Source organism: Halorubrum sp. SS7 (assembly GCF_005435055.1).
Taxonomy (GTDB): domain Archaea; phylum Halobacteriota; class Halobacteria; order Halobacteriales; family Haloferacaceae; genus Halorubrum; species Halorubrum salinarum.
The window spans coordinates 30383-44933 of the sequence record NZ_SGXV01000010.1 but is presented as its reverse complement, the minus strand read 5'-3'; the positions used below and the strand labels follow the sequence as shown (position 1 = coordinate 44933).

The 14551-nt window shown below is 57.3% G+C and carries 15 protein-coding genes and 1 pseudogene; 10 read left to right on the top strand and 6 right to left on the bottom strand.

The window, feature by feature from the left end:
- The first annotated feature begins 37 nt into the window (after positions 1-37).
- From EXE44_RS10930 to EXE44_RS21380, 5 genes are all read left to right on the top strand, one after another.
- Positions 38-433, top strand: a complete 396-nt coding sequence (locus EXE44_RS10930; protein ID WP_137717161.1) for a hypothetical protein — start codon at positions 38-40, stop codon at positions 431-433.
- 17 nt (positions 434-450) lie between these two features.
- Complete coding sequence (locus tag EXE44_RS10925; protein ID WP_137717160.1) at positions 451-870, top strand: hypothetical protein; 420 nt, start codon at positions 451-453, stop codon at positions 868-870.
- Between the two features lie 24 nt (positions 871-894).
- The gene (locus tag EXE44_RS10920) at positions 895-1116 is read left to right on the top strand and encodes a hypothetical protein (RefSeq protein ID WP_008847013.1); all 222 of its coding nucleotides are present in this window, start codon (positions 895-897) and stop codon (positions 1114-1116) included.
- A gap of 242 nt (positions 1117-1358) precedes the next feature.
- Positions 1359-1985 carry a hypothetical protein gene (locus tag EXE44_RS10915; protein ID WP_137694868.1) on the top strand — a complete coding sequence of 209 codons (627 nt, stop codon included), beginning with the start codon at positions 1359-1361 and terminating at the stop codon, positions 1983-1985.
- A complete protein-coding gene (locus tag EXE44_RS21380) occupies positions 1982-2542 on the top strand; it encodes a hypothetical protein (RefSeq protein WP_241988401.1) in 561 nt (186 codons plus the stop codon). Before EXE44_RS10915 ends, EXE44_RS21380 begins: the two co-directional genes overlap by 4 nt.
- A gap of 558 nt (positions 2543-3100) precedes the next feature.
- Here EXE44_RS21380 and EXE44_RS10905 read toward each other — a convergent pair.
- Together EXE44_RS10905 and sufB are read right to left on the bottom strand one after the other, a co-directional pair.
- Positions 3101-4135, bottom strand: a complete 1035-nt coding sequence (locus tag EXE44_RS10905; RefSeq protein WP_137717159.1) for a transcription initiation factor IIB family protein — start codon at positions 4133-4135, stop codon at positions 3101-3103.
- A gap of 591 nt (positions 4136-4726) precedes the next feature.
- Positions 4727-6157 (bottom strand): Fe-S cluster assembly protein SufB, encoded by a 1431-nt coding sequence (gene sufB / locus EXE44_RS10895; protein WP_137717158.1) that lies wholly within the window; start codon positions 6155-6157, stop codon positions 4727-4729.
- Between the two features lie 653 nt (positions 6158-6810).
- Here sufB and EXE44_RS10885 point away from each other — a divergent pair.
- The gene (locus EXE44_RS10885) at positions 6811-7611 is read left to right on the top strand and encodes a sulfite exporter TauE/SafE family protein (RefSeq protein ID WP_137717156.1); all 801 of its coding nucleotides are present in this window, start codon (positions 6811-6813) and stop codon (positions 7609-7611) included.
- A gap of 101 nt (positions 7612-7712) precedes the next feature.
- On the opposite strand, the gene EXE44_RS10880 is transcribed toward EXE44_RS10885, so the two are convergent.
- Positions 7713-8399, bottom strand: a complete 687-nt coding sequence (locus EXE44_RS10880) for an SCO family protein (protein WP_137717155.1) — start codon at positions 8397-8399, stop codon at positions 7713-7715.
- Positions 8400-8495: 96 nt separating this feature from the next.
- Positions 8496-8999, bottom strand: a complete 504-nt coding sequence (locus EXE44_RS10875; protein ID WP_137717190.1) for a helix-turn-helix domain-containing protein — start codon at positions 8997-8999, stop codon at positions 8496-8498.
- Between the two features lie 114 nt (positions 9000-9113).
- Between EXE44_RS10875 and EXE44_RS10870 the strand changes: the two genes are divergently transcribed.
- From EXE44_RS10870 to EXE44_RS10855, 4 genes and pseudogenes are all read left to right on the top strand, one after another.
- Positions 9114-9473, top strand: coding sequence for a hypothetical protein (locus EXE44_RS10870; protein ID WP_094494806.1), 360 nt, complete (start codon positions 9114-9116; stop codon positions 9471-9473).
- A 188-nt stretch (positions 9474-9661) separates the two neighbouring features.
- Positions 9662-10291, top strand: a complete 630-nt coding sequence (locus EXE44_RS10865; protein ID WP_158293449.1) for a nitrous oxide reductase accessory protein NosL — start codon at positions 9662-9664, stop codon at positions 10289-10291.
- A gap of 148 nt (positions 10292-10439) precedes the next feature.
- Positions 10440-11429 (top strand): annotated as a pseudogene (locus EXE44_RS10860) (transposase); the annotation flags it as partial.
- A gap of 378 nt (positions 11430-11807) precedes the next feature.
- Entirely contained in the window at positions 11808-13037 is a 1230-nt protein-coding gene (locus EXE44_RS10855; protein WP_137717154.1) for a site-specific integrase, read from the top strand.
- Between the two features lie 57 nt (positions 13038-13094).
- Here the strand turns inward: EXE44_RS10855 and EXE44_RS10850 are convergent, their stop codons facing one another.
- The gene (locus EXE44_RS10850) at positions 13095-13526 is read right to left on the bottom strand and encodes a hypothetical protein (protein ID WP_137717153.1); all 432 of its coding nucleotides are present in this window, start codon (positions 13524-13526) and stop codon (positions 13095-13097) included.
- A complete protein-coding gene (locus EXE44_RS10845; protein ID WP_137706877.1) occupies positions 13526-14407 on the bottom strand; it encodes a ParA family protein in 882 nt (293 codons plus the stop codon). The genes EXE44_RS10850 and EXE44_RS10845 overlap by 1 nt, the downstream gene beginning before the upstream one ends.
- Positions 14408-14551: the final 144 nt, after the last annotated feature.

Sequence of the window (14551 nt, the reverse complement as noted above, 5' to 3'; positions counted from 1 at the left end):
GACCAATCACAACCGACCATCTCACGCCCCACCACCCATGACCAAGACACTCCACGTTCAGATCAAGTCCGCCGACCGTAGTGACCTCGAAGAGCGTCTCGAAGCGATCGACGCTGGCGAGGACGTTGACCCCAGTGAGCCGACGCTGTCGATCGAGAACCTCGAAACGTTCGGCCGCGTTTTCCGCTCGACCAACCTCGAGCTCTTGGAGGCGATCGTCGAACACAAGCCGGAGAGCATCCGCGAGCTTGCACGCCTCGTTGACCGGAACCCGCCAGAGGTCCTCGAGAACGTGAACGAGCTCGCCGACTACGGCCTCGTCGAATTCGAGAAAAATGGCCGAGCAAAGCGCCCAATTGTGTGGTACGACGAGATCAACGCGGACCTCCCGCTCACGACTAAGTCCGGACAGGGCCCGAAGGCGAACGCCTGACCCAACGAGGGCACACAATGGGCGATGACGTCGATCCCGAGGATCCGCGCCCCGATGCCCACTACCACGTCGACCGCGACGCAGAGTGGTACTACGTCGACGACGACCTCGCGGGGACGATTGCCCTCGGGCCAGCGACCGACGGCGAGCCCGGTGACGACTGGGTGCTTACGCTCTCGGCCGCGACATCGGACGAGGATCCCGATCCGGCCGAGCGTGTCGCCGTTCGCCTCACGCCGTGGGCGCTCCACGAGCTCTACCTCGAGGCGCGGAATCTCTCACCAGACGCTCGTCAGGCAGGTCACACCGCCGAGTGTGGGCTCTGCGGCGAGCAGGTTCCACTCGACCGGGCGTGGCCGGACAACCGCAAGCGGCCGTGTCACCCAGACTGCTACGCCGACGCGTTCGGTGCGCCGCCTTGGTACGATGGACATTAGCTTGGTGTCGCTAGAGCGTCAAAGATGAGCGGGAACAAGCTTCTCATCGCCGCTGGTGCGACTGTGATCTGGGTCATCTCGGGGGTACTCTTGTTTGAGGTGGCGAGTTTGGCGTCGGCCTTCGAACTCGCAGTTTCTGGTCCGATCTTGGACCTCACATCGTTGCTTGATGCGTGGCTACTAGCTGGAGTTATTCTCGGTATCGTTGACGTCGCCCTCCTCTGGGACATGGCCACTGGGTGGTGACCACGAAACACCGACACCGCTCTAGTACCCGGCTAGCAGCCGTTTGTCCGGAAGAAGCTGTCAGACTAATCTTAAGATTAAGATTAAGATTAATTCGTTTAACTGAAATACTCTCTTAAGGCGTGAATACAAATGCCAGTATCTACAAATCAGTTATCTAAGAACAATCTCTAGGAGCCTCCATACAGTCCGACACAACTGCCACAAGATATTAGTTCTCGGTTCACGTATCATGAATTACGATGGTGGTAACAAACGCCCCGGCTGCGAACGAGAACGGCTCGAAAGAGGGCACCGCACGCTCCTTTATCGCAGCCTCAGAGATACTGGTGAATCCCGACATCGCCAGAGTCTATACTGACATCCTGCTGAATCAGCCTACTACGAACAGTAGTATCGAGCGTAGACTCGATCTTGCCGGAAGTACAACCTCAATGCGGGTTGGAAAGCTCAAAAACTTAGACATTGTCGAGGATGTCAGTAGCGGGAAAGAGAGCCAGCTCCGGACTGATTCACTATTTCTCCCCGTTGGGGAGGGAGAGACGCGGATACTGTTTGACCCGCTTACGATCGCCGCTTACGGTGCAAGCGGCGAGGTCAGTGAGATCGAACTCTTCGTTGATCGGCACGGCAAGGCGAAGCTGCTGATGGCAGTTGAGCAGACACGGGCATACCTCAGTGGCGAGGTGACTCGTCGTGGAGCAGCAGACCGCCTCAATGTTGATGAGATCGAGGCTATCAGCATCACGCAGGCGCTGGAGCCGATTATTGCCCTATTTGTCAAAGCAGGGCTCATCGATGATTCCTTCGAACACGACGTACATGATCGGAAGATTCGAAACACTCCGTACGTGTTTGAGCAGGAATGAGCGATCGACCGAAATTAGTTGACTCTTCACCCCTCTACCCGCTCCCGGATGCACTCCTCGTTGACTCGAGCGTCTTGGGTGGAATCGGGCGATCTACTCCAGAACGGCGACAGCTAATCAACTACATTCAGTCGAATGATAAGCAGTTGTACGTCTCCACTGGAGTAGTCAAGGAGTTGGACAAGGAATGGGCTGGTCCCTACGGTGTCAACGATTGGCTTGATCCAATACGTAACGAGGACTGGATTGTTGCCCTTCCAGAGCCGGATTACGGTGCGCGAATCCGTGACGGCCCGACCGTGAGCGAGATGGTTGACGAAGCACACGGAGAATTAGCCAAGCTCGAACAGGAGCGAGAAGATGAACTCCCGAAAACGGACGCCAAATTCGCCGGTAATCTTGTTCAAATCCGGGTGTCTGAGGGTCACAATTCCGTGGGGCTGATCATCGACGACAGGAACGCAGAGCGCGCACTATCCCAAGTAGTCAGTGAGACGGAGTACGAGCAATTCTTCCGGATACTGAGGGGGCCAGAGGTATTAGAAGAGATACATTAACACCCTTGTTGCTCTGCTGCCCTTCCGTTTCTGATAGTCCGTTGGATCTTCCACCGTGAGATCGTCCCGCGGTCGACCTTTCGGTACAGTTCGACAGAGAATCATAACGTTCCCTTCCCCGTTGGGGCTGCCCTCCTTGCGCGGTTATGAGATGAGATCCGTTAAGTTAACGACCTCACCATACCACCACTCCGCATAATCTCGGAGGATAGATTTGATGCGTGCCTTCTATTTTCTACTTAAGTATCTGGAATAATATACTCACTCTAGCTTCTCTTTCTGTTTTTCATTAAATCCGCAGAATGTGTTAGGACTAGGTGAAAACAAGATCGAAACTGTATCGCCGTTGAGGGCTTCTGAAACACACATTTGGAAGAGAAGTAAGGCAGCAGATGTCGTAGGAGGTTGATCTATGCTGTCGACGGCGAAAAATGATTTTTCCGCCTTTTGTGATATCTTGGTCCGGACACAGTTATGCGATCCAACAGAGCAAAACAATCCTTGATCGATACTGTCCAATTCGAACCTACTCAAGCAAAAGTCAACTACTCACTGTGCCTATTCATCCTCGGTATCTGTTGCGGCCAAAATCTCAGGATACCGGTTCCGTATCGTCATCTCGCTTACGTCCGTAGCATGAGCGATATCTGCTTGTCGGAGAGACTCATCGCACTGTTTGGCAGCCGCGTACAGTGCCCCTGCGGCGATGCCTACCGGATGTTTCCCGCTGTGAACACCGTTTTCAACCGCTATTCCGGCGAGACGTCGTGCCTCTCGCTCTGTCGCGTCCGTACACTCCACGTCCGACGCAATCCGCCCGATGAACGAACGAGGATCTGTTGGTGGAATTTCTAACCCGAGTTCACGTGAGACGTGTCGATATGCCCGCTCAACGCGAATTTGTTCGACGCGGCTCACTGTTGAAACCTCGTCGATAGAGCGCGGGACGTCATCCATGCGACTCGCCGCGTACAGCACCGCAGTGGCGACGCTTTCAACGGCTCGACCCGGAAGGAGTCCGTCCGCAAGTGCGCGACGGTAGATGACGCCTGCCGTCTCTCGGGTGCTTTCGGGCACGCCGAGCGCGGAAGCCATGCGGTCGATCTCACCGAGCGCATGCATGAGATTCCTATCCGCCGATGAGCGTCGTCGGAAGCGCTCATCCCATCGTCGAAGGCGACGCATCTGTTGTCGCCGTTCTCCCGACAGCGCGTTCCCCTTCGCGTCGGTGTCTTGCCACCCGATCACCGTCGATAACCCCTTATCGTGTAAGAGGTTCGTGCTCGATGGCCCGACGCGAGAGTCCTGATCGCCGGTGCCGTCCGGCGTGTACAGTTTGATGTTCGTATCAAGCGTCGCGTCTGAAACGACGAGTCCACAGTCGTCACAGACCGCATCAACGTCATCATCGGCTCGACGAAGTCGTCCGTGACACTCCGGACACGTAGTCTGACTGTGCCGTTCGTCCTCATTCTCCTCCGAAACGGAGTCGGTAACAGACTGACAATCGCCGGCTGCGCTTGACGAGGGCGCATCAGTACCGCTTTTGCGGGAAACTGTGTCCGGTCGCTCTTCGTTAGTGCGCTTGTTCATCAAGTCGAATCACCTCTCGTGACCGGGGCAGAACAGACGCGTTCGACTGTGTGCCTGGCCAGTACCGTTCATTGTGGGCTCTGAGCCGGCGTCGAGTCGCTGATCCTGATACCGTGCGCGGTGACTCTCGTAGCAACGGCAGATGGAACTGACCACACTGTCTCGGTGGGTACTGTCACTCCGTCGATCGCGAGACAGACGAGTTTCCCTCGTCCCCGCCGCGCCGCAATGACAAATTCAAACCGGCGTGATCGGTTGTCAGTCGCCGTCACGTGGACCGTTGAGAGCCCGTTCGCGCTCTCCCATGTTGTCGTGTCGACGACGCTGAGGTCGCCTGCAGGAGTGACAGCGGTCGAGCCGCAGGCTGGACAGGACCCTTCGTGCGGGGCCGTTCCGAGGTACCCGTAATCGGTCTCACACGCAAAGCAGTGTTCCATGGTCTGAGACTAGTATCGATCCACGATCGTCTCTGCGATGTGTGCCCGACCGGAACATGCTGGACAGGCAACTACGTCACCACCGTCTAACCCGAACACGGTCACAAACTGTTGTGAGACGTGTGCTCCGCAGTGGGCGCACTCCGGCATCAGATCACCCCAGCGAACCCTCCATCTCGAGCTCGACGAGCCGGTTGAGCTCGACGGCGTACTCGATCGGCAGCTCCTCCGTGATGGGCTCGATGAAGCCCGAAACGATCATCTGTTTGGCGTCGTCGTCGTCGAGACCGCGCGACTGGAGGTAGAAGATGTCCTCGTCGCCGATCTTCCCAACGGTGGCCTCGTGGGCGACGTCAACCTTCGACTCGTTGATCTCCATGTACGGCATCGTGTCCGACGTCGACTCGTTGTCGAACATCAGCGCGTCACACTCCACGGCGGTTGAGGAGTTCTCGGCGCCGTCCGCGATGTGGACGAGGCCCCGGTAGTTGGTGCGGCCGCCGTCCTTCGCGATCGACTTCGACTCGACCGTGGACTTGGTGTCCGGCGCGTTGTGGTACACCTTCGCGCCGGTGTCGATGTCCTGGCCCTCGCCCGCGAAGGCGATGGTGATGTGGTTGTCGGAGGCGCCGCGGCCCTTCAGGATCGTCGAGGGGTACAGCATCGTCGCCTTCGACCCCATCGAGCCGGAGATCCACTCCATGCGCCCGCCCTTGTCGGCGATGGCGCGCTTGGTGTTCAGGTTGTACGTGTTCTTCGACCAGTTCTGCACGGTCGAGTACTGAACGTGTGCGTCCTCGTCGACGAACACTTCGACGCCGCCGCAGTGGAGGTTGAACTTCGAGTACTTCGGGGCGGAACAGCCCTCGATGTAGTGAACTTCCGAGCCCTCCTCGGCGATGATGAGCGTGTGCTCGAACTGACCCATCCCCTCGGAGTTCATCCGGAAGTACGCCTGGACCGGCATGTCGACGGTGGTGTTTTCGGGGACGTAGACGAACGAGCCGCCCGACCAGATGGCGCCGTGAAGAGCGGCAAACTTGTTGTCGCTCGGGGGGACGCACTTCGTCATGAAGTGCTCGCGGACGAGCTCCTCGTGTTCTTGGACGGCCTCATCCATATTACAGAAGATGACGCCCTTCTCCTCCCAGCGCTCCTGCATGTTCTGGTAGACGACTTCCGACTCGTACTGGGCGCCGACACCGGAGAGCGCGTTCTTCTCGGCCTCCGGGATGCCCAGCTTGTCGAAGGTGTCCTTGATGTCGTCCGGGAGTTCCGTCCAGTCGTCGACGCCGGCACGAACGTCGACGTCCGGCCGAATGTAGGGAACGATCTCGTCGACGTCGACCTCACTCAGGTCCGGCTGGCCGGGCCAGTCGGTGGGCATCGGCATCTCTTGAAACTGTTCGAGTGCTCGCAGGCGCCGCTCCAGCATCCACTCGGGTTCGTCTTTGTCCTCCGAGATGACGCGGACCGTCTCCTCGGTGAGACCCTTCTCGCTTTTGAAGGCGGACTTCTCCTCCTTCTTGAACTCGAATCGGGCCTCAGTGTTCGTCTCTTTGAGATCGTCTTGTTTTGAACTCATCAAAGTATTCTTCAGAGACTACGAATATAAGTGTGGTGCGTTAGAACACTCGTTAGTAACTTATAGTGGTTTCTTTAACGAAAATGAATAACTTTGTGTAGTTTAATTCGGTTTCTCTACTCGGTAGAATTTAATATGTGGCGAGAGGACCATTCGGTAGAAACAGGGTCACCGTCACTCGTTAGCGAGAATGACTTGACAGCACTCGATCGCTGCTTCGATGTGGCGGTCGGCGACCACGTCGCCCGTTTCGTCAGCCGACTCAAGTAGTGTGGCAACTTGGCGGACCCGTTTCCGTCTGGTTTGCGTGTCAAGATCGTCACTAGTAGCATCGCGGGCGACGGCTTCAGCTTCTCCGAGCCATCGGTTTGTCGCTGGCGGTACCGGGCGATCTGCGGTCGCAGTTAGGTGAGTCGCTAGTGCGTCGACCGCAGCCCGCGGCTCGGTTGGGATGTCGATCTCGTCCATCATTGTTGGTATGTTAGCGCCCACTCTGAAGAATTGTTGCGCCAAGCCACACGCCAGATGCTTTCGGACGTCTCCAGCCGAGTGCGACCTCTTGTTAGCGTATAGTAGCACGTCCTCGGTATCTGTCCGGACTTGTTCGAGAGACACACCAGACGACACAAACCCGTACGCAACCGAGGATGACTATGGTCGAGTCACTCCTCCGAATTGACGTCGTCCTCTTCGTTCTCATCGGCGTGCTCGGCGGCGCACACTGTATCGGGATGTGTGGGCCGTTAGTGACGATGTACTCGAAACAAATGACGCCGCAGCCCGATGGCGGGGCGGTGACAGCCAACGACGGGCGTCCCGGTCATCTCACGACCTACGAGGTTCGCCAGCACTTCCTGTTCAACGTCGGCCGAGCGACGACATACGCAATTCTCGGGACTCTCTTCGGCGCGCTCGGAAGCGTCGTGTTCGTCACCGCTGACCAGCTGACACCGATCGCCGACCTCCTGCGAGGTGTTGTCGGTCTTGCCGTCGGAGGGTTCATTGTGGCGACCGGCGTTCGATATGTGATTGGAGGAAGCGGAGGCGATATTCGAATCCCCGGCGTCCAGCGCGTTACGTCGTGGCTCGCGACGAGAGTCCATCGGCACGTGAACAGCCCGAGTATTGTTGGGCTCGGCGCCGTTCATGCGTTTCTTCCCTGCCCGATGCTGTATCCCGCGTATCTGTTCGCCCTCGCGAGTGGCTCTCCGACTACCGGGGGAATCGCTCTCGGTGCCCTCGGTATCGGGACGATTCCAGCCGTCTTCCTCTATGGGACGATTATCCAGTCGATCGACGTTGCCCACCGTCGACGCGTTCATCGGCTGCTCGGCGTGGTGTTCGTCGTGCTGGGGTACGTGCTGTTCGCGCACGGATTGATGGCACTCGGAGTTCACCTCCCACATCCGATGTTCCCGCATTACCAGCCCCTCGGGGGCGCGATGGGGCACTGACCGAGCACTGGACTTTTTTGGCTCGATATCGGCGACGGGCCCCAATCAACAACTACGATGCGGAAAACGACGGTAGCTGGCCTCCCGGAACGCAAGAACTGTCACGCGGTGGCAACTCGTCCGAGGTCGTCGACGAGCCGTTCGATGTCGGTTTGCGGGCCCCGTGGGTACGCCCGCTCGATGATCCCTTGCTTATTGGCGAGGATGATAAGCCCGTAGTGCGGGAAGCGATACTCTAAATTCTCGATGTCATCTGCCGGTTGCTTCTCGATCTTCAGACCGAAGTGCTCGTCGTGTATCTCTTGGGCCCGCTCGTAGGTCTCTGGGCGGAGGAAGTGCCAGTTCCCCGCGTCGAGGTCGACCCCCTGCTGGCCGGCGTACTCGCGGAGGGCCTCGGCGGTGTCGCGCTCGGGATCGAACGTGATGGGGAGAAACGCGACTTGGTCGCCGTATCCCTCCTCGGTGGCGGCCTCCTGTCCACGACGGAGCCGGAGAATGAGTGCGGGACACACCCCGTCCGGACAGTTGGTGTAAAATGACGTCCACAGCACCGCGCGCTCGCCCTCGAACTGGGCCGTCGATATCTCCTCGCCGTGGATCGGGTCGGGGACGGTGAACTCGGGCATGTTGTCACCGTAGCTCGGGAATGATGCCTCGCTGAGGTCTCGCTCCGGCGGTCCGAGAACGGTTCCTTCGGCGCCACTACTGCCAAGGACACCAAGACAACCGGCAGTGCCGGCGGTGACTCCCGCGACCCCGGCCGTTTTACAGAAACTCCGTCGGTCCATACGTTCGCGTATCGGTCCCGCGGTCTTGAGGTATCTGGTGTGACCTTCGAACGCGCCACTTGCGTCCGATCCGGGCGGGTCCAGCCAGTCAGCTCCTTATTCAAAGAGGCTGTCGACGCTTCGAATGAACCGGTCGACGAGCCGGTCTGGCAGCGAGGGCGACACCACCTCAAGCAACTCAGCCGTGCGGTCCGGGCGGGTCAGCGTGATCGTCATCGGGCGGTCGTCGGATTTCGTGACGATTCCAGCGTCGCTGAGGGTCGAGACGTGCCACGAGACCGTGCTCCGCGTGAGATCCAATTCTGTGGTTAGTGTTTCCGGGCGAAGAGGACCGTCCGCATGGAGCCGCAGTACGATCTCGCGGGCGGTCTCACGTCGAAGGAACGCGAGCGCGCGTCGTTCCCACGGGCCGAAGGTGGGATCGAAGTAGTGAGCCCGACCAGCGATCCGCTCGACCATCAACTCCCCGTCGTTCACTAGTCGTCGGAGATGATACTGCGCCTGTCCGGTGGCGATGCCCAGATCGCGTGTCACCTGGTTGAAGTGGACACCAGGCGTCTCGCGGACGTGTCGTCGCACCCGACCTCTGGTCGTCGCCATCGTGAGTATTCGCCTGTAATCGGCTGAGAGATAAAACCTGTCGGGGGCTTTCCTCCCATGAGAACGTTTTGCCCCGTGTCTTCTTATCACTCCCAACGCATACTGGCCAGTGTCGTGATCGCGTCGCTCATCGTTCGGGCCGTCTTCTCGGCTTTCGTGCCATTGACCGTTCAGGGGTCGCCCGTACTGCTGACCGTCATCGCGTGTGCCGGAATCGGAACCAGCGCGCTCTTCGTCGTGAGCCTCGTCGCGTATCGACGCCGCCAGACCGGCCAGTACCGACTGATCAGCGCCGCGGTTGGGGTGCTTGTTCTACGGTCACTGATTGGCGCTGGGACTGTTCTGGGAGCTGTTCCGATGCCGGTTCACCACTTCGTCGAACACAGCTTTGACTTCCTGATCGCTGCGATGATCCTCTACGCCGTGTACGCTCACGCCCCGGGTTCGCTTGGTGAGGATGTCACAAGCGACTAGCTTGGTTGAGTCCTAGCCAGCTCGATCCCAGTACATACCAATCAGCGCCAGACATCGTCCACTCCAGACCGATCTGTACGCTCGTTGATCCGGAGCGAACGCCTCCTGTGAGTGGTTTATGTCCTCTGGCAAACGCCGTTCGACAGTCACACCAGAACCGTATTGACTCTATATGAAGAACTATAGCTATGAAATCTGAACCTGACTCGCATTTGGTATCGCGTCGACAGGTCGTTCATACAGTCGGCTTGGGAGCCGTAATTGGGACGGCTGGCTGCGTTGGGGGATCCCCTGGATCAAGCTCTGAACCGGTGGATTTGTCGGGTCAAAAGACTGATTACCAAGGTGGAATGGTCATTGGAGACCATGGAGGCCCTAATGGGCAGGTGTTCTACGCCGATACAGAACCCGAGCCCAGACAGGGCCCCGTCCAAGGCTCCGAAGGAACTGAGAACCTTGCTTGGTTTCACACGCTCGCACATGGCCTCTTCCCGTACCATCTTAACCTGGTAGCTGACGGCGCGGAGGCGACCGCGGTATACGTCACGGACTACTCCCGTGTTGATTGGGAGATCCCTGAAGACACTGAGCGAAAGAAGATGCCAGCACCGACCGCCCCCGATACATTCGCCGATGCCACGGGCCTCACATACGTCATCGAATCGGATGTAATGGGTGGAATGGGGCCAGATCTCATGCCGTTCTCGGAACCCAGCGAAGCTGAATCGTTCGCTGATAATTACGGCGGACGGACGATCGGGTACGACGACATCGATCGGTCACTCGTTGATGGAATCCAGATGACTGGGATAAACTAATTGACTTTTCTCATAGTGGAGATAATGAGAACCACACAGGTTCTACTCAAAGAATCTGACACGGTTGATCAGGAGCTAGAAGCCTTTTGTCCGGCAAAATCGTAGCTATTACACACGCGATGGCAACCTCAGAAAACGAATCGAAAGAATGGTCAACTGCGGGACGCCGCAAGGAGCGGCTCGGTTTCAGTATCGACACGGCTCGGACAGCAGTCCACACGGCGATACGCATCTTAGAACGATCAAACAGTTTGCGCCAGGGGAACTGATCGATGGATTCGATAGAGTGGCCGATCGGCTGCTTTCGGTTATCGAATCCGAAGCATCGTTCCGTCGGCCGGTGACAGCTGCGATCGACATCACGACTATCCCCTATTACGGGGATGTCGAAGGGATGTCGATGGTCAGCGGTACGAAGGATAGAGACAGTCGGGCCTTCAAGTTCGCAACGCTCTCGATCATCGGACAGAATATCCCGCTCGTTCTTGCCGTGGAACCGGTTCGAGAAAGTTCTGGATGGGACGACAACCCGTCGAATCAGATCCATCGTACTGTTCGGCGACTCGTTCGACGAGCGAAAAGACACGTTCCGATCGAGACAGTACTCTGTGACCGAGAGTTCGATTCGATACAAGTGTTCCAGACGCTCTCAAACCTCGATGTGAATTACCTCATTCCCAAGCGGATCTCCAGCTCTGAACGGGATATACTCAAACAAATGGAGGAAGACGACCAAGAGGTGGCTGTTGAGTCGGCTTCTGTCCATGTGGAATCTGGATCGCATCCAATGCGGCTCCTGTACGTGCCGTCGACGAGTGGAGAGGGAACGGCCGTCTTCGCGACGAATCTTCGAATCGGTCCCGAGGAAGCCGAGACATTCTGTCAGCGCTACAGCCGCCGGTGGCAGATCGAGAGTGGGTACAAATCGATCAAAGGTGATTTTCTCGCGAAGACCTCCTCGAAAGACTACCGTGTTCGCCTGTTCTACTTCGTGTTCGCGGTCCTCTTGTACAATATCTGGCGGCTGACCGACTTCCTGCTGAAAGCAGGTGTCGACGGGGAAATGGACTACGCGCCTGTGATTGCTGCGGGTGAGTGTGTTGAGCTCGTTGCCTCGGCGTTGATCCCGCACGACTAATCGGCTGAGCTCTCGCTGGGTCCGCCGCTCAAGAGTGACAACCGTATTCAGCAGCGCTAAAATCCACACAATTTCGTACGCTCGTCCGGTAGTTCGAGAGTAAGGATTCAAAATCGATCCCCGACTGCTGAGAATCACCACGACTTGATGGCGATTCGATCCAAAACTAGCCTATCCTCCGAAACTGTGAACTTCCACACTGCGACATTTTGTATAGCGATATGTAATTTATAGCATGGGGGATCTAGCCCATTTGTCCGTAATCAGCCGCTAGACGGGTGATCGGGGCAATATTGGAAATTTTTCTATCCACTTTGGATTAGTCGAGTAGTCACAAGTAGATTTTTGAGGGTCGCCGCCGTCGGTGAAGCTGAATCAATGGCACCGCCAGCTGACGGCCCTCAATCCGGGGAAATAACCGGTGAAACACCACTCGACGATCCATTGCCTGATTTTCTCGACGCCAAGGCGAAGACGATCGGCGAGACTGATTCGGCTGGAGAGGAGGCCCAGCGCTCAGGGAACTACGTTCAAGCGCTCGAACGCGTCGTCCCGGACTGGATTGAATGGATGGACAGTCGCGGGGTTACCACTCTGGAGGCGCTCGATAGCCGACATCTCGCCCGATACGCTGGCCATCTTGCCCGGCGCGTGAATGCTCGACGGGCGAACGGTGATGCCGAGGGGATCACACCCGCTACCGCGTGGAACTACTACTCGCTCGTCTCTGCGTACCTCCATTATTGCCAGCAGTGGGAGTACATCGCAGAGAATCCGGCAGACACCGACCGGGCGAAAGACGAAATGCCTGACCGTCCCACGACGGATTCTGGGCAACAACAGTTCTGGTCTCAGCAACAGCGTGAGACCATTGTCTCGTACGTCGACGAGCGAGCACACGACGCCATTGATGCGGATCCCCGGAGTCGAGAGGCACTCACAGCTGCCCGTGATCGGGCGCTTGTCTACGTACTCGGATTTTCAGGTGTCCGTGGCGCTGAGGTTCTGGCTGCCAGTCGCGATGACCGGCGGACAGGGATTACGTGGGCAGACATCGATACTGACCAGGAAATCCTGACAGTGCTTGGAAAAAGCCAGAAAGTCGAGAAGGCACCATTGACTGACCGTCCTGTCGGGGCTCTCAACCGTTGGCAGACGCTCTTAGACCCGCCTGCTGAGACGTGGCCCGTGTTCCCTTCGTTCCATCTCGCCTCATTGCGAGAGGCCGCACGGAGCCAGCTTCAGGACCGCGGAGTCGATCCTGAGACGATTGATACAGTCACCGGCCTCAGCACAGCTGATCTCGTCGATGTCTTCCGCGAGCGAGACCTTACGCCACCGGCGCTAACCACTGAGGGCGGCCGGTACACGCTCAAGAAGCTCTCTCAAGAAGCTGCTGTGGATTGTTCAGCCGATTCAAAAGATTATCTGACGCTCCATGGCGCCCGCCGCGGTGTTGGGGAGGCATACTACGACGAGGCAGGATTCAGTGACGCACAACGCGTCCTCCGCCACGAGGATCCATCGACGACGTCGAAGATGTACGCCCACAAGGAAGCCAGCGAACTGTCCGATGTCGGCAGCGAGATCTTCTCATCAGAAGAGTAGCGTTCGTCCTGCCGTCTAGCGATCAGCGGGAGGATGGATAAACCACTTACTGCGATATCATTCCAGATTGTACCCCCACTCTTGGAGGACGTCAACGACATCGTCTGTGTGTTGAAGTCCGACCAATAACGCTGCTTCCCGGAGATCGGCTTTTCGAACGCTCTCTCCAAGCCGGGCCTCGATGAGGGATTTCTGTTTCCGCTGGACGTTCATCGTCTCTTCTTGGAGGTGAAGCTGGACCGTCTGGTCGCGGCCGTCAGTGATGCTATTTCGCCGGAGAACCCAGGGGATCTCTCTCGCTGAAGTGCTGTTCGTACCGCTTTCAACTGTATCGTCAGCTCCGGTCTCGATCTCCACTTCGGTGGATCGCTCCTCCGGGCTGCCGGCCTCATTATCTACGGTCTCCTCCTCGAACTCAGGCCCGCCGTCATCACTTTCTTCTTCCTCATCGTCCCATCCGTTGACAGTGCCTTCTTTGAATCCCCCCATCAGACAGTCACCTCCTCAGGATCATCCAATGCGCCCGGTTCAGGCGGTGATGGCGCAGTAATTCCGCCCTGCGTCTCAAGGAACCGAGCAATTTGGTCGAACTTGGCCAGTGTCTCAACCTCGTAATCTCGACGCCGACTCCGGTGCGTTCGTACGAATTCGAACGCACTACACTGGTGTCGCCAACAGCCTTCCATCATCGATGTCCGATCGCCGATAACCTCAGGCACCTCGAACGGCACCTCTTCGACGATCTCGTTCTGGTCTTTCGTCCCCTTGAACTCAATCGGGACCGCACCAAGGACGCCGACGTCAATATTCAATTCGTTCGCGAAGTTCGTCGCCAGCTCTTCTAGGCCCTCAACAGATGCTTCTCCCTTCGCCGACGGCTCAAAGGGAATGAGGAGGTTTCGCGTCGCGTAAATTGCGTTATAGAGGTGATCTGACTCTGTTGCTGGCGGGTCACAGATGAGAACGTCATATCGGTCAGGGATATCGTTTTCAGCGAGCACACGCCGGAGCTGCGCATAGATGTTGTACGCATCGCCAAAGTCCTCTGCGCGGCTCTTCTCGCGTGCCAGGTGGTCCGAGAGGTCTGAGAGCGTGTTGTGTTCTGGAATGATATCGATGCCCTCTGCTGTTCGAATCAGATCATCAAAATCGCCACCTGGATTATCGACGAGATGCCGGACAAGACTGTCGGCGGACGAATCACTCCGATCGTCGTCGACATCAAATAGCCGACTCAGATTCCCGTCTTGTGGGTCAAGCGGGATCACGAGTACATCTAGTCCAGCCCGGGCATGCGCACACGCGATGTTTGCTGTCAACGACGTTTTGCCAACGCCGCCAGCCTCGCTGTAGACCGTGTACGAGAGCATATCTTAAGATCAGAGACTAAGCACATAAACGTACGTCAGACACATGTCTATGTATGTTGTCCATCTTAGTTTGCTAAGATAGTTATCTAAGTTAGTGATCTAAGATTGAAGTATAAGAAATATTCCTGAGGTGGTTTCACAACA